A 20,964-nucleotide genomic window follows, 5' to 3' on the forward strand; every position below is an offset into this window, starting at 1 on the left:
GCGTCGATGAGAGCGGTCGTAACGGGGGGCGCCGGTTTTATCGGTTCGTATCTTGTCGAATCATTGCTTGCGCAAGGCGATGAAGTACATGTGATCGACAATTTGAGTACGGGTTCGTTAGCGAATGTGCCTGGAGCGGCGGAGTTTTACGAAGCGGACGTTCGTTTCGAACAAGCGTCGCAAACGATTGCCCAGATTCGCCCCGAAATCGTCTACCATTTGGCCGCGCAAGCGGACGTCCAAACATCGGTGCGCGATCCGTTTCTGGACGCTCATGTCAACGCGCTTGGTACGGTCAATTTGCTTCAAGCGTGCGTCAAGGCAGGCGTGAGCAAATTTATTTTGGCATCCACCTCGGCCGTGTACGGCAACTTGGAGCGGACGGCGATCAGGGAAACCGATCCGGCGAACCCGATATCTTTTTACGGTATATCTAAGTTGACGGCGGAGAATTATGTCCGCATATTTGGTGCGCTTTTTGGCATTCGTTATACGATTTTACGGTATGCCAACGTATACGGGGCCAGACAAACGCCAAAGGGCGAAGGCGGAGTCGTTGCGTTATTCATGGAACGGTTTCGGAATGGATTGCCTCTGATCGTTCACGGCGACGGGGAGCAGACCCGCGATTTCATTTACGTGAAGGATGTCGTGCTTGCCAATTTGTCGGCAAAGCGGTTTGGAGATGGCGAGACGGTGCACATTAGCACAGGCTTACCGACATCCGTCAACATGCTCGCTTCCGAGCTTCAGCGCATCCATGACAAACCGCTTCAAGTCAACTACCATGATCCGCGTTTGGGCGATATACGCCACAGCTGCCTGAGCAACAGCAAAGCTCGCGAAACGCTCCGGTGGAATGCAAGGTATAATATTCGCGAAGGGTTGCGCGAAACCTATGAGCATTTGTTCAACAAACGCATATAATAAACCTGCCAACCCGTACTTTCCGAAAAGTGCGGGTTGTGTTCATGCGAACATAGCGCTATGCGACTCTTTAAACCAATTCCCATTGGCAGTATTCTCTCATCGAACCTTCTAAGCACTATCCCCTCGACTCAGTATCCTCTCATCGAACTTTCTAAGCACTATCCCCTCGACTCAGTATACTCTCATCGAACCTTCTAAGCACTATCCCCTTGACTCAGTAACCCCTCTTGAGAATATACAATCGAACAAGAAGGAAGATGAACGTCTTAACGACTATACCTCACCCACCTGCATTTTTTGTAATTTTATCTATATTTATATTGAAATACGAACTAATGTTCTGTATAATGTAAGTAGAACATCTATTCTTATTGGGGTGAAATAAGTGGAGGAACGAGCCGGAAAGTATGATTATTCGGACGCTTCGTCGGAACGTTTCGTTAGTGACGTTCAGCGGGATTTAAGCTCTGTATGCAATCGGGATGAGGGATACCCGAATGGCATTTCAAGTTGCTCTGATGCGGCGAACATGAGCGATTCAACGGCAGATTGCCTTGTGGCGATGTTTGATCGTCAATTTGGTACGGAGGAAGCTTGCGCCGATTACTTATTCCAAAAGAAGTGGCCGGGCGGGTTTCATTGTCCGCGTTGCCGCTATGATCAAGCGTATACGATTGAGTCGCGAAGACTTCCGTTATATGAATGCCGCGCCTGTCGTCATCAAACTTCTCTTACAGCCGGAACGATTTTAGAAGGGAGCCGTACTTCATTGCGCAAATGGCTTTTTGCGATCTGGCTCGTTTCGCGACATTGCGGTGTCAATGCAGTACAACTCTGTTCGTATATCGGCGTTACATACAAAACGGCTTGGTCGATGTTGCATAAGATTCGCCAAGCTATAAGTCATGGCGATGCAAACCAACCGCTTACAGGAATCGTCCGAGCCGGTCAAAATTTCTATGGCCGCCCTTACAATTCGACTATATTTCGGCATCCCCAGGAACATCATTTACTCGTCGGCGTCTCCCTCGACCCGCAAGGAGAGCCGCTTTACGTTAAAATGAAGCAAATCTCTCTTGAACATCTGGACGAAATGCGCTTACGGAAGTCCGGTTTGAAGGCGTTTGCAGAACAGCATGTCGATCCTGAAACGTACGATGTAGTCATCGAGCGGGGGCGCATGCTTTTCAATCGTCTTCCCCATTTGCGGAAGTTATTTAATCAAGCGACAACATGGATTAATAAGACGTTTCGCGGAATAGGCCCCGCCTATTTGCAATATTATTTGGATGAGTTTTGTTTTCGCAGAAATATGCAATTCCGCAATGCCCCTATTATGAATAGTCTCTTGGACTTATGTATGACAACTCGCCCGATGACTTGCTCCGTCGCATCGCGACAATACCTGCGTACAACCGGCACGAGTACAACTCATCTAAGAACAAATACGTTGAGCCGCTACCAGCGAAACAAACTTTATTTGCAAAACCTTATTCATAAAAGCAGACAAATTCGAAAAGTTCTTGCTGAAACTCTGGCGTAGCGGGGATCCTTGTATGGAAGCATACTTTTCATTGAAACACTTTCTTGCAACCTGTCGAAAAGTTTTGTTGAGATTGGATTATTGAAGTTGAAATTCGACGCCTATTTGTTGAAGGAGCGATATACTATAAGTTTTACTAATGCCCACTAAGTTGGGGACTACCTCTGAGCGACCAGGATATCGGATGTTGTTTTGTGCTGTGTCTGTATTTCAAAGGAATATAGATTATTTAGTACGGCCCTAAAGAGGGGCAATAAAGTTTTAGTTTTGAGATTTGCTAGTTTTTAGTTCATATGGCTACGCAGAGAGACATTAAGTTTAGAAGTACTAGGTTCGCCGCTACTGATGGGATCGTGTTTAGAGGGTTTAATGGGAATATGCAATTCCCCTGAGTGGTTGGGATAGCGAGTGATTGGGATAGCGGTCAGAGGGATGAAAAATTGTTATATTTCATTGGCTTCTGAGCTGATGGGATAGTGGTTAGAAGGTTTTAAAAAGGAGGCAATAGGAGGGGGGGGGTTATTAATGGTTTGAAGGGCGGTTTCCCGCCCGGTTCGCAAAGGGTTATATCGATTCGATCATATTGATAAAATTTTGCGCATAGCGTTCCAGAGTAAACTCGGTACGGACGAGGCGTTGCGACTCGGTGCGAATCGATTCTCTAAGCTGTTCGTTGCTTAATAAAGAAATGGATTCTTGCAACGCTTCGACAATATCGCCTAACGTATATAGTTTGCCCGTTTCGTTGTGTATAATCGTGCTTGCAACTCCGTCTTTCCGCGATGAGACGACCGGGCAACGACAACTCATCGCCTCCAGCACACAATAAGGCCCGCCTTCTTCTTTGGACGTTAAACAGAGGAAGCCCCCGGAATCGCCAATCATAGAAAAATAATTTTGCATCTGATCATTCGGCACGTTTTGATACATCGTAAGATACGGCTTCAATTTCAACCGCTCGATCTCGCTTTCGAATTGCTCCCTTTCCTGCGCGTTCGCTAAATTCGGATCTTCAAACATCCATAAGCGAATGTAAGGATTGTAATAATGAATCAAATGGCTTCCGATCGTTAAAAACTCTCTCCAATTTTTATTATCCTCGATTCTCCCGACCCAAGCGATAATAGGGTGGCTCGTTTTAGGCAACTCCCGATACGTAAACATTTCGCTGTCAAACGGATTGTTGAAGTGGAACTTGGGGATGTAAGGGAACAACTCGTCGAACAGAGCCGCGATATGGAACGTTTTCGGATTTAATAATGCGGAAGCATATTCCGCGATACAAGCAATTCCTTTCGTCAATTCGTTTCGCGCGACTTCCTGCGGTCCGTATCCCTGGATTTCCAAAATGAATTTTCCCGTATAACCCAGACTGCGAAATCGCGGAAATGCGCCGTAGTCGGTCGTAGCTATAATCGCATCGTACCGTCCGTGCTCGATAACTTGTATGAGTCCGGCGTCGTCGCTCGCGATAAATGTGGGAATATCGGAAATATTTTGCATTCCCGAGCCGGGAGAATAGTAGAGACAATGCCCCGTATGTCCCAGTTTGCGCAGCGCCCGGCATCGATGGCGGTTCAAAGAATCGACACCGCCGCTCGGAACGTAATGAATAAATAAAAAATTCATGAGCTTCGGCGCGGCGAAAGAGCGGAAATAGCGCGCCTTCTCTCCCTTCGTTTTACGTTTAATTCGGATCCGCGATTGTTAACTGCTCTTTGTTAATAATTGCGATCGGGGAACCGTTGTTTTTGGCGAAGATCGTAATATCCGTAAATATCGGGGACATAATGTTCGTTACGAATTCAAAGGAAAAAGGCATGTATTCCGTGCGCAGATCGGCGATCGTAACGATAGATCCGGTTTGGGGATACAGATCGAGATGATGTAGGGAACGAGCGAATATGTTGCCGTTGATATAACCTTGGGTCAGGATATCAAATGGCAGATCGCCCCGGTTTTGAACGACGATATCGACGGCTTGAATGTACCGCGAATCAAACTCGGCTCCCGGGAAACAATTTAGTTTGAAAACGGACATAACAGCCTTTCACTCCAATCGGCTTCTTTCAATTATTATTATGATATGATACATGGCTAAAAACGGACTGGACAAATATGTATTTTATGAGTTGAGGAACTATACCCATGCATTCGGGGACGGCGGCTAATATATTGTAAGGACGGAAAGAAGCTACGGATATCGATTGGGGAGAGCGGAATGAAAATATTGTTGGCGACGTATTTCATTTCTCCGCATGTAGGCGGAGTATGGGAGTTTATGACTCAAATGAAGCGCCGGTTGGAAGGGTTCGGCCATGTTGTGGATTTGTTCAGTTCGGGTCCAGGGCATCAAACATACCATATTTCGAATGCGAATCGGGTTCTCCACAAGGAACAGATTATGCCTTTGCTGTCGGCCAAAATAAATGCTGCGCTTTATCCGGAGCTCGCCGAGGACGGTTGGATTCGTCATTTTGAGTTCGAATGTCTCAGTATGGAAATAGCGGCCGCATATTTCGGATTGAACGAGTACGATATTATCCATACTCAGGATGTTTTCGCCACTCGCGCGTTTTCCAGAGTCAAGCCGATCGCAACGCCGTTAATTGCCAGTTTGCACGGCTCGGCGGCGGAGGAATACAGGCTTCATTTTATCGAAAATGATGAAAACTTGAGCCTTTCCCGCAGATGGAAATACCATCAAGTATTAGAATATTTGGGCGCGTCCTCCGGAGATGTGACGGTGACATCCTCCCATTGGCTGAAGAACAAATTGGTGAAGGAATTTGCCGTCCCAAGCGACAAGGTGAGAGTTTTTCAATACGGTTACGATATCAACCGGTTTATGGAGCGAATGTCGGTCCCTTCCGGAATCGATCGGATACCAGGGAAGAAAACGATAATTTTTACGGGACGTCTGGTGGAAATAAAAGGCGTTCATTTCTTATTATCCGCACTGGCGGAATTGAAATCGATCCGCCAAGATTGGCATTGCCGAATTGTTGGGAGCGGACCGGAGCAGGAGAAATTGCATCATCAAAGCTTGGTTCTAGGATTGCAGCATTACGTTTCTTTTATGGGAAATAGGACGGATGTTCCGTATATGTTGGCGATATCCGATATTTTCGTCTGTCCGAGCATACTGGATAATCAGCCTTTATCGCTCATTGAAGCGCAAATCGCCGGTCTTCCCGCTGTTGTAAACGACGCTGCGGGAATTCCGGAAATGGTCGAACAAGGAATTACCGGGTTCGTCTGCCCTACGGGGAAGACGACCGCAATGGTCTATTATTTGAATGTGCTGCTGGAAGACGAATCCTTGCGGCGCCACATGGGGGCTCAAGCCCAAAGATGGGCCATAGATCATTGGTCGTACGACCGGATGCTGCAGCGATTTCTGGATCTATACGAGGAACTGAGGGGAGGGAAAAAATGAGCCATTTCCAGGTCATGAGCGATTTGTATAACGGCCTCTTTTTAATACAATGTTCGAATCCCGAAGTGTCCGTAAACTATACGATGTGGAATCGAATCAAATCCGGTTTGCCTCAACATTATGTTATGCCCGATCCTAAGATGCTAACGATACTTAAGCAGATGAAATGAGCGGATGCTCCGTTCTATGTTTGGGATTTCATTTCGTAGGAGGGATCTTCATGAAATTAGCTGAAATTAAGGGGGTTTATCACTCGATTTTTAGCTTGGGATTTAACTGTACGCCTGCGATTCAACTGGAAGCGAACAAGCTGCGGCCGTTTGCCGGCGTGCTGGATTGGACGGTAAGCGCGTATTTGTCGGATGTGAACCGGTTATTGAAAAACCGGTTTGCGGGTTTTATGGAACTCCCGAATTTGAAGATGCTCGATTTTATTCCGAACCATCCGAATTATGTCGTCCAAGATACGTATTATAATATGGTGTCCAGCCATGATTTTCCGATTCGCGCCGGTTCGGATTCCTACTTGTCCAGCTATCCGGAGTTTAAGGAAAAGTTAAATCGGCGCGTGGCGCGGACGTTGGAAAAAATGGCCTCCGATCCGAAGCTGTTGTTTGTCAGGTTAAACGGAACGTTTGAGGAAGCAAGCGAACTGCAATCCGTTTTGGCTTCGATGGTTACCCATGATTTTCGCGTATTGCTGGTCAATTACACTCAGGTTCCGTATATCGTCGATTTGGAGTGGCCGCTCGAAAAAGTTTGTTCGGTAGAGCTTCCCGCTTTCGATATGTATGCAAGCAACTATGATCCCAATTGGAATATTTTGCTTGAGGGCATTCAATATGTGAACGCTTGACCTTTCATTAGCAATCGAAAAGCCTTGATCCCTTTGTCGTAAAGAGATCAAGGCTTATTTGCGTCAAGGCGGTTACGGCATCATGGCCGATACGACGAAGGAAACGTTACCTGTCAATTTTGCTTGGTTTACCGGCGAATCGGTGGACTTCACGGACAGGTAGTAAGCGTGCGAAGGATTGACAATTTCTCTATCGACGTATCTAAGCGTGCTGTAAGTTGAAGAGAAGCAAGTTTCTTCCGCCTGATATACGATCGTCCCGTGAGGAGAATCTTTGCGAATGATAATTTGCAGTTGCCCGATATCCCAGTTCTTTTGCCAGCTGACTCCGGCCTCGATGACGACATGATCGCCGGCGGTTAAATTCGGCATCTGAATAAAGGATAAAAAAATTTCTTGCTCGCCGATATGAAGCGGAAAGACGTATTGTCCAAGATTGATGCCGCTGGATAGCGAATATTTGATGAGCATACAGGAATCCCTCCTTGGCTATTGCGACGTTGGTCGAGGCGTTCGCCTTAACCGGCGTCGCTAACGATAAAATTTAATCGCAAGCGAGATACGACATGCAAAGTGCCGCCGCCAATTCTTGATCGGTGATCGCCCGGCTGTCGATATGGTTGATACGATAGACGGCGGCATCGTCCGGAATGATGCGGCGCTCCATAAAGAACTGCGCCGCCGACCTGAGCAGCAGCCCGGGATGCGGATCGTCGGGAAGAGGCGGCGACGCCTCGGCTGATCGCTCCTTTCTGCGAACAAGCAAGGAGTTGGGGGCGTTCACGAGAATTTTGCCTTGTTTGCGCAACTCGTACGAGACCGCGATATCGTCGTAAAAATAATAATAATGGTCCGGTATCATAATTTGCTTATACAATGTAGCCCCGCCTGGGTTCCAATCGGTCTCATGCCGCTGAAACGTGGGAAGTTCCAAAAAGGATTGCCCGGCATGATGCAGCTTGAAGGAAATTCGCTGCCCCTCTATGCGCTCGTATCCTCCCGCATGCTGCACCGTAAAGTCGGAGTATATGACACGGCATGCGACCGATCCGATATCGCCGCTTTCTTCGGCACGAACGAGCAACTCTTCGATCCATCCTTCCGTCGCCACATTGTGAGGATCGATGAAAATATAATAGGCGTCTTTTCTGGCATGCTGCAAGGCGGCTTTTTTCGCTTCGGCCGAGCTCAGTTTGTCCGTTGAACGGACGGTTGTTACATTTGCGAAAGATTGCATGCAATCCCGGATCCATTGTCCGTTTGCCGCCGACGAGCCGTTGTCAAAGAGAATAATCTCATGCGGGATGCGAACGGTATTTTCGATCGAATGTACGCACTCCAACGTATGTACATTCGCTTCATGAACGATGACGACGAACGTGACGAATGTATGGAAGAGCCCTTCGCGAATCTTTTTCCGCAAGACCGCTTCTCCGGAAATAAGCGCGGCTTGATGAAGCTGATGCTGCAAAATGATATGGGTTGTCTGTCCGGAATGGATTCGGTATTTGTATATCGCATACGGCACGTGGACGAAAGCGGAGCGCGGATAATGGAAAGCGGCTCTTAACGCCAAGTCGTAATCTTGGGCGCTATCGTATTTCGGATTGAAAATGCCGATTTTATAAAACACGTCGCGGCTGATCATCTTGAAATGGGTTGCATACATATTCCCGTCCAGATGCTCCGTAAAGATATCCCGCTTCGGAAAACGCTCGCTGCCGACGCGTTCGGTATCCCTGGAATATTCGTCGATATGCATACGGTCGGAAAAAGAATATTTCGTTTCATCGGTCCAATGCAATAAGGACAACTCGACAGCGTGGGGTTCCAGCATATCGTCGCAATCGAGAAACGCGATGATGTCCCCGGAAGATCGGAATAAGGCCTCGTTCTGCGTGTTGGAGATGCCAAGATTTCGTTCGTTTCGATACACGCGCACAAGTGGATGGCCGCTGTACCCCGCTACGATGCCGGCTACCTCCGGATCGGTCGAGCAATCGTCCACGATGATCAATTCGATATTTCGATAGGTTTGGTTAAGCGCGGAATTAATGGCTTGCTTCAAGTACGGCGTATTATTGTAGACCGGAATAATGATGGAAACTTTCGGATTGTTTCGAAGATGATCCATATGCTCATTCCTTTCCAGCGCAATATGCTAAACTGACGATGTTTTCTCGCACTATTCTTTATTAAATGCGATGCCTGAACGAAAGGAAACGGTAAACGTGGAGGGCTTGGTTGGGATTTGCGCCTTTGCCGGCAAGATAGGTAATCTGTCCCTATCCATTCGCTTATAGGATGCATTAAATATAAAGATTGGATTATGGAAAGGGTGGATTCGATGACGGATGGGTTTAACCGTAATCCGACCGGCCAAGGCTCTATGGCCGAAGGGATGAACACGGTTGCGGAAGGGATCACTTCCCATGCGGAAGGCTCGGGCACATATGCGCAAGGGAACGCTTCTCATGCGGAAGGCTACGCAGTTATCGCGGAAGGTGTGGCCTCCCATGCCGAAGGTTCGAATTCCAGAGCGATCGGGAACGTATCGCATGCGGAAGGCTACGCTACCGCTGCGAAAGCCGAAATGGCGCATGCGGAAGGATCCAGCACGGCAGCGGAAGGCGTAAGCTCCCATGCGGAAGGGCACGCGACGATCGCAGCCGGCATTGCATCGCATGCGGAGGGAAGCGCGACCCATGCGAAAGGGGACCAATCGCATGCGGAAGGCTCGGGCACGGTTGCGGAAGGGGAATCCGCGCATGCCGAAGGGAAGGGAACTTCCGCGGGCGGCGAAGCGGCGCATGCGGAAGGAGCGAACACGACCGCTGCGGGTTTCGCGTCCCATGCGGAAGGCTCGGGCACGATCGCGGTCGCATTCGGCTCGCATGCCGAAGGCAATACGAGCAAGGCTACCGCCTTTGCCGCGCATGCGGAAGGCAATTCGACCGAGGCGATTGCGTTTGCCGCGCATGCCGAAGGGAACTCGACGCAGGCGATTGCGTTCGCTTCGCATGCCGAGGGCTCCGGATCGAAGGCGAACACGTTCGCTTCGCATGCCGAAGGCAACTCCACGAACGCGAGCGGAGCGGCTTCCCACGCGGAAGGAAGCTTTACGATTTCAAGCGGAGCTGCATCGCATGCGGAAGGCGGCAAAACATACGCAGGCGGCGATTATTCGCATGCCGAAGGTTCCGGCACGGAAGCTTCCGCCTTTGCCGCGCATGCCGAAGGCGCGTGCAACGAGGCGGGCGGCATCGCTTCGCATGCCGAAGGGATCCGCACATTGGTCAAAAGCCAGGACGGCGCACATATTATGGGAAAATACGGCAAGGCCGATTCCGGATTGGAAGGGCATTACTCGTGGTATTTGGCAAACGGGACCGGCGACGCCAATCTTAGTCTTGCCGCGAAAGTCATCGGCACGACCGGCAATATGTTCGTCGACGGGTTTTACGGCGCGGCCGCGCCGGGGTATGCGGAATTATTCGAAACGACGGACGGAAATCCGATAGAGCCGGGATATTTCGTCACCTTGGAAGCGGATCGCGTCCGCTTGGCCGGCAACGGCGATAAATTCGTGCTCGGCGTGACCGCGGCGGCGCCAGCCGTGGCGGGCGACACGCAGGAGCTCCATTGGCAAGGGAAATACGCGGTCGATGAATGGGGCAGGGTGCAATATCAAGAAGTAAACGTACCGCCGCAAAAAGACGAGGACGGCAAAATTATCGTCCCAAAGCGCACCGAACTTCAGCCGATATTGAATCCCGCTTGGGATCCGGCAAGGGAGTACGTGCCCCGCAGGAAGCGGCAGGAATGGGTCGCCGTCGGTCTGCTCGGCAAATTAACCGTCCGGGACGACGGCACATGCGAAGCGAACGGTTATTGCAAGCCGAACGGTGAGGGCATTGCCACCAAAGCGAGACAAGGCTATCGCGTCTTGAAACGGCTTGCCCCCGGGCAAATCGTTATTTTGTTTCGCGGCTGACGCCCGGCTTGGCGCGAACGAAAAGGAGTCCGTTTCCCTATTGCGCTGTTCAGGCGCGACAGGGAGCGGACTCCTGGCGTTTGGGCCGCGGCATTGATAATGGATCGCTACAGCAAACCAAGCGATTGCAGCCGCCCCTTCATCGCTTCGCCGGACGCTTCCGGCGAAAACGCGTCCCGTATCGTTTGCCGGGCCGCACGGCCGATTTCCATGCGATAAGCGTCGTCGTAAAATAATCGTTCCATATAATGCGCGGCATGTTCCGCCGAAGGTTCGGCCCATGTTTGGTACGCTTCGTAAGGCCCAAGCCGGGTTCCGACGGGGACAAGCTTGTATTGGACGGGGCAGGAATTCCGCTCGTTCATGAAGTCGGTATTACCCGACCAATGAGTAGCGATGACGGGGATTCCTTCCGCCATCGCTTCGGCCAACACGAATCCGAATCCTTCGGAACGGTGCAACGATACGACGCAATCGGCTTGGCGAAGCAATGCATGCACTTCTGCGAGCGTCATCGTATCCTTCAACAATCGAATATTGGGATCGTTCCGGACGTAAGCTTGCAGCCGCTCCACTTCTTCGGGGTGATCGGCGGCATGATTGATTTTGACGACGAGGGCGGCCTTATTATGGTCGCGCCGAAAGGCCAGCCGGAAAGCGTCGATGGCGCCGTACGGATTTTTCCTCTCTTGAAAGCTATAGACGGAGTACATAGATAAAAATGTAAACCGGTCTTCCGTCAGCCGGCGGCAGTCGCATCCGCCCGTTCGAGAAGCGTCCGTACCGGACAGGCCGGGGGGAGACATGGCGATGCCATGCGGTATTCGCATGACCGGGACCGGCGATTTGGCGGCGACCGCGCGCACGATAAATTGCGAGGGCGCCCATACCTCCTGCAGCAGGTCGAAGCTGCCCCGCCATCGATCCGGGAATTCGGGCAGTTCCCAATGCCAATAACCGATATTGTATCTGCCGGCAAATAATTGCAGGCCGAAATGCCGAATGACATCCGGCATCTGATCCGCGTTCGCGTGAAATAGATTCACTTGGTACAGGGGGACGGCGCTTGTTTTATGCATCCAGCCCGTCTCGGCATTGCGGGAAGGATCGCCGAATTCGTAGGGCAAAATGCAGAACGGTATGCCCGCCGTTTCCAACGCGTTTGCCGCAAGGCGGCATGACTGCCCGATGCCGGTCTCGGAACGGATAAAACCGATCAAATTAACGCCTCTTCCGTCATTCGCGCTCGTCATCGGACTTTATCCTTCCTCCAGCAGCCGCTTCATTTGCAGACCGATCGCATACGGCGAATATTGGGTATGAATATCGTAAGCCCCTTGCCTGGCCACCGCTTCCCTTTTCGCTTTGTTGGCGTAAGCTTCGCGCAGCGTTTTCCGCACATTCCGGATCGACACATCCGCCCACATATGTCCGTAATATACGTTCGGTCTGGCTTGCTGCAATTTGGCATCGACGGGAACGAGCCTGCCCTCCGTCTCGATTAGAAAGCTATTCCTGTCATTCATAAACTGGGTTGAGCCGCCCCAACGAATAGCCACGGTCGGAATGCCGAGCGCCATCGCTTCCATCACGGTCATTCCCCAGCCGCAAGCGCGGTCCATAGAGACATATACGTCGCTGCTTGCATATAAGCTGATTAACTGCTCCTGTGTGAACGGTTCGACGAAAATGACAATTTGCTTTTGAAGTCGTTCGGGGGGAATGCAGGAGCAAATCTCCGCCATAACATGCTCGTACGAGTACTCTTGTTTATAGATATATAGTTTTAGAACGAGCGCCACGTCCTCGTCGGCGGCGAACTCCTCGCAAAACGAACGAATGAGCAGATCATACCCTTTCCGGTAATCGAAATTGAACACATAGGTGAATTTAAACGAACCGATGCCGGCGGGAAACGGAAAAGGCTCATGCGGCCTCCCGGGATAGAACTGGGAGACGTCAATCGCATAAGGCAATACTTTCAATTTGGAGGCGATGACGCCGCTTTGCAAAAACGTATTGTAATTGAATGAGGAAGGAACCCATACTTCATCCACCATATTGCAAATGGAAGGCCAGTCTTGCGGCAAACGGTCGGTTTCAAACAATGTAATGAATATTTTTTTCGCTGCATGGGGCAGCGGCGTTTTCGCGAAGCCATCCCAAGGAAGCGAATGAAAAACGTAAACGGCCCGTTCGCCGATATTCGGATTGGACAGCCGCTGCAGCCATTGCTTCGTTTCCGGTCCTATCTCCGCGTGCTCTTCTCCGACCGGATGGATAAACACGGGGATCCCCAACGTCTCCATCGCTCGCAAGTAATTGCGGGAAACGTTCCCGTAACCTCCCATATCGTATACATGTCCTATCCAGTATACCCCGGAGTAACAACTCATTTCGCTTCACTTCCTTATTCGTCTTATTCGCGCCTTACTTAGTATATGTATCGACGGAATGGGGGACATGTGCGTTGGCGTAATGAACGATAAAAATTAGGGAAGGCGTTGGATTGGTCTATTCCACCCGGTATGCGGAGCATATAATACATCATTGATCGGCAATGTTTAGCGAGGGGAATGATCACAATTTGAACAAAATGCCCATGTATTTAGGGGATCATACCGTCTTCACCCATTTGGCCAACGGCCCCCGGATATTCGTGGATCCGCGCGATCCCGTCTGCTTGGAAATTGCGATGAGCGGTTTATGGGAAGACTACGTGACGCAAGTATTCATTTCGACGGTCAAAAGCGGCATGACGGTGTTGGATATCGGGGCGCATTGCGGTTATTATTCGTTACTGGCCGGGATGCTGGTCGGTCCGTCAGGGGTCGTTCACGCGTTTGAGCCCAATCCGTTCTACCATAAAAATATGCTGAAGAGCATTTCTTACAACGGATTTAAAGGCCGGGTTCATTTAAACCGGGTCGCCGTATCCGACACGCGAGGCATCATGACTTTGAAAACGTACGGCGAAGGGGGAGCCAGCATCTTCTTTCCCGGGGCCGAAAGTTTAAACGGCGTTACCGAGACGAACGTTCCGACCGGATTGATTACCGATTATTTGCCCGGCTTGAAAGCGGATGTGGTCAAAATCGATATCGACGGCGGGGAACCGCAAATTATGGATAATTTATTCCAAATGATCGAAGCGAACGGCCCGATGACGATCTTTTTCGAATATTGCCCTGCCCTTTGGTCCAACCGGGATACGGGGCCGATTTTGCGCCGGTTTGCGGAGCATGGATTCAACTATCATATTCTTCACCGCGATTTCAGAGTAACGGGCACGACCGTCGAATTTCTGGAAAGCTATCGCGATATCGAACATATCGACCTTATGCTTGTTCGATAATCCAACGTCCGGTTCGTCCGGATGGTTGTCCTTGCGAAAGCGATAAAGCCGATGAGAGGGGGAATCCCTCTCATCGGCTTCATAACGGCTTGCTTATAATAAGTCCGATCGATGTCGATACATATTGGCCGAGCAGCAGGCGAAGATGCGGGTTGTGCGCGAAAGGCGGCACGTCAACGCATGATTCGACGGGACCGGCGCCCACCGTATAATCGATCGCGATCGAGTATCCTTGCGTCCGCAGCGTCTCCACCATCCATTCGATGTCTTGCCTGCGGAAAATAACGGTCAAATCGTGGTCCAGCGTATCCGTATTCGACGAAAGATTGTATTCGGTCGTATGCACGGCGACGCCGCCGGGACGCAGACAATGCATCTGGTTGACAATAAACTGTTTGCCCAGTTCGATGGACCCTAAATGCTCGAAAGAACAGGACGACCAGGTGAAGTCGAATTGATGGTAAAACTTCGGATCGATCGCATTCATATCCGCATATTCAAAGGTAACAAGCTGCGCAAATTGGGCGGGATCGCATATATTCTCCAGATTCAAATCCTGCAAACTGACGCTATGCTGGTTCGAATCGACCCAGCCGAGCGATTTGGCGGAATCGAAATCCAGGTCGGTCGCCGTAATTGCGCAGCCGTTCGATGCGAAAGCGGCGGTCAAGGGTTCGAGTCCGACGCCGAAACCGAGCCCTTTCTTGCCGGGGGCCAGCATTCCCCGTTCGAGCAGCGCTTGATAAATGTAGCACCATTCCCACAGTTTGCGGTGAAATCGAAACTGTTCCCTGCGCAAATGCCGATGCGATTTCAACAGAAACGTCTCGACTTTCATTTTTGCGCAACCTTCGAGATACCATTCCGTAAGAAAATCTTTTTCATTGCAAATTTTTGACTGCAGCATCTTCCAGCTCCTTTCCGCGCGAATCGCGCAGCGCCCATTCGTATAGACGCGTAAATTTGTCCCGCGCGGCGTAGTATTCCTCCCAATTCGTATCATGCAAACGGTAATGCATCATCCAAGGCTGTTTCTGGGCCGGGACGGCGATCAGGTAACCCTGTGCCGTGAAGCGAATGGAATGCGCGGCGTCGTAGAAATGAAAGCCTTCGACCCGTTCATCCCATTCCAGATCGTACTGGGTCACCATAAGCGCGCCGTCGATCGACCGGACAGGTTCGTAGCCGGATCGAATCTCGTTAATCGTTTGCGTGGAAACGACGTTATCGACGAACGACACCCATTTCGTATAGAGCGGTTCGCCTTCCCACCACGTCCCGGAGGAGGGCTGGTTCCGGCTGCCCATGACGCCGATCATGCCGATTGCCGGTTCTTGTCCAAAAACTTCTAAACATTCGTAAATGAAATAAGGGTTGATCAGAAACGTATCCTGGTGCAAATAAACTTTATATTTCGAGCGGCTGGCCCGCATTCCCGCATTGTATCCGGCGGCCATGCTGCGGGGACGGTAGACCGGAACGATCTCCAGAGAGAAGCCTTGCGGAAGATGCAAGCCGTTGATGTACGATACGGACCGGCTGAACAGCTTTTCGTCCGACACGCAAGAAATGAAAGCGATGGAATGAGGATCGGCCTGCACTCGAATCCCTCCATTGTTAAATTCATGGTTTGCGGCACACGGCAATGACAAACGTAGGCTGGGCGTTTTTGACCCGGCTCAGGGGCACGAGGGAATAATCATAGGACAATTCCATCATCGGCGGGACATATTCGGGATTCAAGCCGCGGGATGCCCTTTCCAACCGGGTGGCGTACCATTCGTAATCATGCACGAATGTTTGCCCGTACAATTCGACAATGTCATACCGCGTCAGGAGCTCGCCGACGAATTCGTTCACGCTGTATTCGAACAAATGGAACGTATGATGCGGTTTTTCGCCGAAGTAAATTCCCGGGCTATGTCTGCTCCGGTTGGGCGTCGAAATGATGAGCAGCCCGCCTTCCTTCAGCACCCTGGCCGATTCGCGAATCCATTCCGCGCCGTCGGGAATATGTTCGATCGTTTCGAAAGAGACAACAATATCGAAGCTGTCGTTCGGGAACGGCAGAGCATGAATGTCCGCAGCCATAAATTGCGCCCTTTCCCCCGCGTAATGCATAGCTGCGTACGAAACGGTCTCCGCAGATGCGTCGACGCCAATGGCCAGCTCGGCTCCGGCGATCTCAAACATCTTCGTGCCGTATCCGACGCCGCAAGCGGCATCGAGAACGGTATTTCCTTGCACGAACCGGCTGGCGAAATCGTAGCGAAGCGTGTGCTCGCGGAACACTTTATCGAATTGCCGTTTCACATGATCGTTTATAATCAAACGTTCGCCGGTGAATTCCGCATCGTTATGCGGCATATTCAACAGTTCGCGGAATTTGCTCTGCGGAATTCGTACCTGACTCTGATTGTATTGGCTGATCGTCTGACGGACGAGCCGTTCGTTTCCTGCGATGTTGCCCACCCCCTGTATCGTGTTTCGCCATGCTATGATATGTAAAGGGCGTTCGCTCCGCTTGGATGGTTAACTATTCCTATGAAATAAAATAAATGCCCTTTCCTTTGCGGCGATGCGGCATAGTATGTTACATAATGTTTTGGTCCGTATTGCGAGAGGTGATAGAACATGAATCCCCATTTGATAGCTTTTATATGCTGCGTGAACGATGAGAAAACGTATGAACGGCATGTGGCGCATGTGAACAGGCTGCACATTCCGTCCGGCATGGCGATCGAACTGATTCCCGTGTACGGCGCGGAAAGCATGACCGAAGGGTATAACCGGGCGATGCATCGCACCGGCGCGAAATATAAAGTTTATCTTCACCAAGATACGTATATTACGAACGCGAACTTCATCTCCGACATGATCAAGGTGTTCCGGTTGGACGGAAACATCGGCATGCTCGGCGTCGCCGGAGCCGTCAACGTGCCGGCGACGGGCACATGGTGGGAAGGAAGCCCGCAGTACGGGAAAGTGGAGGCGGTCTTCCAGTCGTACGTATATTTGCATTTGGGCGATGTGGCGCAGGAGTATGCGGACGTCGAGGCGATCGACGGGGTGATGATGATCACGCAGTATGATGTGGAGTGGGACGAGAGGATCGGGGGATTTCATTATTACGATATTTCCCAATCGATCCGTTTCCGCCGGGAAGGGTATCGCGTCGTCGTTCCCGCTCAGGCGGCACCGTGGGTGTTTCACTACTGCTTGGACGATGTGGACTGGAACCGGTACGAACAGTGCCGCGCGCGGTTTATGCAATTGTACTCTTGGCCGTTCTAGCCGCCGCCGTTCATTGGTTAAATGCGGTGACGTATTGCTCCGCGCCGGGCGCTCCTCCCCATTTGGCCATATAATAGCGCAAGTATAGCGGGGTTGTGATCGGATGCAGCAAAGAAAGAAGCGGATCCGCCTTATAGGTGTTGCCGCCGCCGTCGTGATGCGTTACCGGCAGCCCGGTGGCCACCCAACCGTACCCGGCCAAGGCGAGCCTGCGGTAATAATCGGTGTCGGCGAAATAACTCGGCAAGTACAAATAATCCCAGGCTCCGACCGCGTTAAGAGCTTGCACATTATAGGCCGCCATCGAGTAGCAGTTCGTGAACGCCACTCCCCAAGGCTGGCCCGATTGCTGCCATGACCGAAGTTGTTCCAGAAACGCTTCGGGCGTTCCGACGATTGCTTCCGTATCGTGATGCATGTAGATGAGCATGTCGTAGCTGCCCTCCACCGCTTTTCTTTTTAAATAATTCATCGTCTGGCTGTAACTGAGCGGAATCGGCGACTCGTCGATGGCGACGATACTTGCGAGCGCATGTCCGCGCAAAATATGTTCATACGAATTGTCGACGATCGTCGTATGCGGCCAATAGGCCGGGATGCTGCCTACAGCCCTAACCAACAAGTCAACTCTGTTTACAAATCCGATGCCTACCAAATATTTCACTTGCGATTCTCCTTTCTGTACAGAGGCGATTAAGCGGATATTACCCGTTGTAGGCAATGACCGCATTGGACCAGGAAGTGGGAGGAGGCACGGTCGAATTCGGATCGAAAGGAATCCGGTACGTCTCATGCAAAGGCTCTCCGCCCCATTTGATCTTGTAATATTCCAGCCATAACGGCCCGTACATCGCGGTCAAATTCCATAACATCTGATCGTTCTTGAGCGTATTGCTTCCCCCGTTATGATGCGTTAACGGATAATAGGTTTCCAACATGTCGAAGCCTCCGAGATGGATCCGCTGGCAATAATCGTAATCGCTGAATATGGCAGGGAAGAACGTATCCCATAAACCGATTCGTTTGACAGCTTTCATGCTGAGCGCTGCCAGCAAATAACCGTGCGCCGTTACCAGGCCCCAGTTCGAGCCCTGATCGTGCAGCTTCTTGACCGCCGCCAAAAATTTCTCCGCCGTGCCCGGATGCGCTTCAACGTCGTTATGCATAAAAATGACGGCATCGCAGCCTTGCTCCTCTGCCATACGGATTAAATAATTCATCGATTGCGTAAACGTTAGCGGCGAAGGCGGTTCGATCGTCTTGACGCCGGGCGGAAACGGCGCTTCATAACGAAGCGACAACCCGGGCGTATTGTCGATCACGACCGTGTGCTTCCAATAAGGCTTGAGGCTTTGAATGGCTAGCCGCAAATAATCGAGGCCGTTTCGATAGAAAAAACCGGCAATATATTTCATGGCTTACTCCTCTCCTATTGATCATGACATGTTTCGAATACGTTGGGTCCAATCCTCGGCTTGATTGTTAGCGGAGCCGGGCGAGAAAGGAACGCGGTACGTTTCCTTTAATATTTCGCCTCCCCATTTGATTTGATAGTAATCATGCCACATCGGCGCGTTAAGCAACGTTAAAGACCAGAGGTTCAAGTCGGCTTTCACCGTATTTCCGCCTTCGTTATGATGCGTCAGCGGAAGCTCCAATTTCAAAATTTCATAACCCGACAAATATACCCGGTAACAATAATCGTAATCGCTGAAAATATCGGGCCAAACCGTATCCCAAAGGCCTACCTCGCGAATCATCTTCATATTTTGCGCAACGATCAAAAACTGCTGCGTCATAAGCAGGCCCCAATGAATGCCGCTGCGGTGCAGCTCGTTCATCGTATGCAGAAACCGATCCGCCGCATTGGCATGCGCCTGTACGTCGTTATGCATAAAAATGACGGCATCGCAACCTTGCTCCTCCGCCATTCGTATAATGAGATTCATGGATTGGGTGAACGTTAACGGGGAAGGCGGCTCCACAATGGTTACGCCTTCCGGAAATGCGCGCTCCGAGCGCAAGGACAATTCCGGCGTATTGTCGATAATGACGATATGCTTCCAGAAGGGCTTCACGCTTTGAACGGCGATTTTTAAATATTCGAGACTGTTGCGATAGAAAAAACCTACTAAATATTTCATACGATCCCTCCTAAAAGTGTTGAGAGGTTGTCATATTTTCATAGTATGATCGCGATGGGAGGATGGCTGCGACGAATATCTTGAGCGAACAAAAAAAGGTTATCAATCTATTACGAGGAACTATGCGCCGGCCGGCCGCAGACGATTGCCGTATGGTGTATGCCGTGCGGGCGATTGTTATAATCACAGGCCCCGCTCGACTCATATAATGATGGAAACGAAATGAAAGGGTGGGGGAATCGAAGCTAATCGAAGGGAGGAGAAACAGCTGTGGAAATCAATCAACTGCTCTTGACGATGAGTTACGGAGACGCGATCGGCAACGCCGCGTTGAACATAAAACGATGTTTGAACCGGAGAGGGGTCCGCTCGGAAATCTATGCGCAAAACATACACCCGATTTTTAAAGATTCGGTGCTTCCGGCGAAGCATATCCCGCTCGACAGCCACGTGATATACCATATGAGCATCGGCTGCGAATTAAGCTATCGAATCCCTTCGTTCACCGGACGAAGGTGGATGATATACCATAACATCACTCCCGGCCGTTATTATGCGAAATACGACCAAGAGCTCGCGTCCTTCTGCGAGAAGGGCAGGGAAGAGCTGAAATTTCTCATGCCGCATATCCATTTTGCGCTTGCGGATTCGGAATATAACCGTCTCGAACTGATGCAGCTTGGCTTCTTGCATCACGCCGTTTCGCCGATCATCGTCGATTTCGACGAATATAACCGTCCCCCGGATCATATGATGCTGTACCGGCTGCGCAGCAGCAAAAAACGCAAGGATGTGCTGTTCGTGGGGCGGCTTGTACCGAATAAAAGGATCGAGGATGTAATGGAGGCGTTCGCCTTTTACCGGAACAACATGGAGCCGGGGGCGAGGCTGTTTCTGGTCGGCTACGCCGCTTTCGCCGCTTACGTCAACGAATTGAACCGGCTGATCGCGGAGAAAGGATACGAAGACGTCCATATCGTCGGCCATGTGCCGTTCGAGCAGTTAAAGGCATATTATTTGAACGCCGACTTGTTCCTTTGCATGAGCGAGCATGAAGGATTTTGCGTGCCGCTGCTCGAGGCGATGTATTTCAACGTTCCGATTATCGCCCGCGCAGGCGGAGCCGTCGAAGAAACGCTGGGAGGAGCGGGTTTGCTCGCCGCGAATCAAAACGATCGGCAAATCGCCGCGCTGATGCATCAGGTGACGGAGGACGAAGAATTGAGACGCAATATCATTAGCCGGCAGAAGGAGCGACTGAAATATTTTAGCCGGGAAAATACGGAAAACATATTTTGGGAATTGGTCAAGGCATACTTGTAACGGCAATTTTATCGTAATATTTTCGACTTTTTTAAGGAAAATAGTCCATTCCATACGCTGCTTGTCCCGGATAGAATAAACGTAAA

At 50.7% G+C, this 20,964-nt stretch carries 20 protein-coding genes; 8 read left to right on the forward strand and 12 right to left on the reverse strand.

Annotation, left to right across the window (positions count from 1 at the left end; all coding sequences use genetic code 11):
* Positions 1-6: 6 nt before the first annotated feature.
* Both LQ229_RS04715 and LQ229_RS04720 read left to right on the forward strand, forming a co-directional pair.
* Positions 7-927 carry an NAD-dependent epimerase/dehydratase family protein gene (locus tag LQ229_RS04715; RefSeq protein WP_230191061.1) on the forward strand — a complete coding sequence of 307 codons (921 nt, stop codon included), beginning with the start codon at positions 7-9 and terminating at the stop codon, positions 925-927.
* Positions 928-1,459: 532 nt separating this feature from the next.
* Positions 1,460-2,473, forward strand: a complete 1,014-nt coding sequence (locus tag LQ229_RS04720) for a transposase (protein WP_230191062.1) — start codon at positions 1,460-1,462, stop codon at positions 2,471-2,473.
* 564 nt (positions 2,474-3,037) lie between these two features.
* On the opposite strand, the gene LQ229_RS04725 is transcribed toward LQ229_RS04720, so the two are convergent.
* Together LQ229_RS04725 and LQ229_RS04730 are read right to left on the reverse strand one after the other, a co-directional pair.
* Positions 3,038-4,102 carry a glycosyltransferase family 4 protein gene (locus LQ229_RS04725; RefSeq protein WP_216536567.1) on the reverse strand — a complete coding sequence of 355 codons (1,065 nt, stop codon included), beginning with the start codon at positions 4,100-4,102 and terminating at the stop codon, positions 3,038-3,040.
* 58 nt (positions 4,103-4,160) lie between these two features.
* Positions 4,161-4,514: a hypothetical protein gene (locus LQ229_RS04730; RefSeq protein ID WP_216536566.1), complete on the reverse strand. Its 354-nt coding sequence runs from the start codon at positions 4,512-4,514 to the stop codon at positions 4,161-4,163.
* A 180-nt stretch (positions 4,515-4,694) separates the two neighbouring features.
* On the opposite strand from LQ229_RS04730, the gene LQ229_RS04735 reads away from it, so the two are divergent.
* Complete coding sequence (locus LQ229_RS04735) at positions 4,695-5,912, forward strand: glycosyltransferase family 4 protein (protein ID WP_216536565.1); 1,218 nt, start codon at positions 4,695-4,697, stop codon at positions 5,910-5,912.
* A 220-nt stretch (positions 5,913-6,132) separates the two neighbouring features.
* Complete coding sequence (locus LQ229_RS04740; RefSeq protein ID WP_216536564.1) at positions 6,133-6,768, forward strand: DUF1796 family putative cysteine peptidase; 636 nt, start codon at positions 6,133-6,135, stop codon at positions 6,766-6,768.
* Positions 6,769-6,840: 72 nt separating this feature from the next.
* On the opposite strand, the gene LQ229_RS04745 is transcribed toward LQ229_RS04740, so the two are convergent.
* Entirely contained in the window at positions 6,841-7,239 is a 399-nt protein-coding gene (locus LQ229_RS04745) for a hypothetical protein (protein ID WP_216536563.1), read from the reverse strand.
* Between the two features lie 73 nt (positions 7,240-7,312).
* A complete protein-coding gene (locus LQ229_RS04750; protein WP_216536562.1) occupies positions 7,313-8,902 on the reverse strand; it encodes a glycosyltransferase in 1,590 nt (529 codons plus the stop codon).
* Between the two features lie 213 nt (positions 8,903-9,115).
* On the opposite strand from LQ229_RS04750, the gene LQ229_RS04755 reads away from it, so the two are divergent.
* Positions 9,116-10,762: a peptidase G2 autoproteolytic cleavage domain-containing protein gene (locus LQ229_RS04755; protein WP_230191063.1), complete on the forward strand. Its 1,647-nt coding sequence runs from the start codon at positions 9,116-9,118 to the stop codon at positions 10,760-10,762.
* 107 nt (positions 10,763-10,869) lie between these two features.
* Here the strand turns inward: LQ229_RS04755 and LQ229_RS04760 are convergent, their stop codons facing one another.
* A complete protein-coding gene (locus LQ229_RS04760; protein ID WP_216536560.1) occupies positions 10,870-12,015 on the reverse strand; it encodes a glycosyltransferase in 1,146 nt (381 codons plus the stop codon).
* Positions 12,016-12,021: 6 nt separating this feature from the next.
* The gene (locus LQ229_RS04765; protein ID WP_216536559.1) at positions 12,022-13,158 is read right to left on the reverse strand and encodes a glycosyltransferase family 4 protein; all 1,137 of its coding nucleotides are present in this window, start codon (positions 13,156-13,158) and stop codon (positions 12,022-12,024) included.
* Between the two features lie 200 nt (positions 13,159-13,358).
* Here LQ229_RS04765 and LQ229_RS04770 point away from each other — a divergent pair, with 200 nt between their 5' ends.
* Complete coding sequence (locus LQ229_RS04770; protein WP_230191087.1) at positions 13,359-14,117, forward strand: FkbM family methyltransferase; 759 nt, start codon at positions 13,359-13,361, stop codon at positions 14,115-14,117.
* A 79-nt stretch (positions 14,118-14,196) separates the two neighbouring features.
* Here LQ229_RS04770 and LQ229_RS04775 read toward each other — a convergent pair whose 3' ends face one another.
* Genes LQ229_RS04775 through LQ229_RS04785 form a run of 3 tightly spaced genes read right to left on the reverse strand, consistent with a single transcriptional unit; the run spans position 14,197 to position 16,589 of the window.
* Positions 14,197-15,024: a class I SAM-dependent methyltransferase gene (locus tag LQ229_RS04775; RefSeq protein WP_216536557.1), complete on the reverse strand. Its 828-nt coding sequence runs from the start codon at positions 15,022-15,024 to the stop codon at positions 14,197-14,199.
* Positions 14,999-15,718, reverse strand: a complete 720-nt coding sequence (locus LQ229_RS04780; protein WP_216536556.1) for a glycosyltransferase family protein — start codon at positions 15,716-15,718, stop codon at positions 14,999-15,001. Before LQ229_RS04780 ends, LQ229_RS04775 begins: the two co-directional genes overlap by 26 nt.
* A 22-nt stretch (positions 15,719-15,740) precedes the next feature.
* The gene (locus LQ229_RS04785) at positions 15,741-16,589 is read right to left on the reverse strand and encodes a class I SAM-dependent methyltransferase (protein ID WP_216536555.1); all 849 of its coding nucleotides are present in this window, start codon (positions 16,587-16,589) and stop codon (positions 15,741-15,743) included.
* A 162-nt stretch (positions 16,590-16,751) separates the two neighbouring features.
* Here LQ229_RS04785 and LQ229_RS04790 point away from each other — a divergent pair, with 162 nt between their 5' ends.
* Entirely contained in the window at positions 16,752-17,411 is a 660-nt protein-coding gene (locus tag LQ229_RS04790; protein ID WP_230191064.1) for a glycosyltransferase family protein, read from the forward strand.
* Between the two features lie 10 nt (positions 17,412-17,421).
* Here the strand turns inward: LQ229_RS04790 and LQ229_RS04795 are convergent, their stop codons facing one another.
* Genes LQ229_RS04795 through LQ229_RS04805 form a run of 3 tightly spaced genes read right to left on the reverse strand, consistent with a single transcriptional unit; the run spans position 17,422 to position 19,555 of the window.
* Positions 17,422-18,075, reverse strand: coding sequence for a glycosyltransferase family 2 protein (locus LQ229_RS04795; RefSeq protein WP_230191065.1), 654 nt, complete (start codon positions 18,073-18,075; stop codon positions 17,422-17,424).
* A gap of 40 nt (positions 18,076-18,115) precedes the next feature.
* The gene (locus LQ229_RS04800; RefSeq protein WP_230191066.1) at positions 18,116-18,826 is read right to left on the reverse strand and encodes a glycosyltransferase family 2 protein; all 711 of its coding nucleotides are present in this window, start codon (positions 18,824-18,826) and stop codon (positions 18,116-18,118) included.
* A gap of 21 nt (positions 18,827-18,847) precedes the next feature.
* Positions 18,848-19,555, reverse strand: a complete 708-nt coding sequence (locus LQ229_RS04805; protein ID WP_216536551.1) for a glycosyltransferase family 2 protein — start codon at positions 19,553-19,555, stop codon at positions 18,848-18,850.
* A gap of 270 nt (positions 19,556-19,825) precedes the next feature.
* On the opposite strand from LQ229_RS04805, the gene LQ229_RS04810 reads away from it, so the two are divergent.
* The gene (locus tag LQ229_RS04810; protein WP_216536550.1) at positions 19,826-20,878 is read left to right on the forward strand and encodes a glycosyltransferase; all 1,053 of its coding nucleotides are present in this window, start codon (positions 19,826-19,828) and stop codon (positions 20,876-20,878) included.
* The last annotated feature ends 86 nt before the right edge of the window (positions 20,879-20,964 follow it).

Origin of the sequence: Paenibacillus sp. CECT 9249, assembly GCF_918697855.1 — a bacterium.
GTDB lineage: Bacteria > Bacillota > Bacilli > Paenibacillales > Paenibacillaceae > MSJ-34.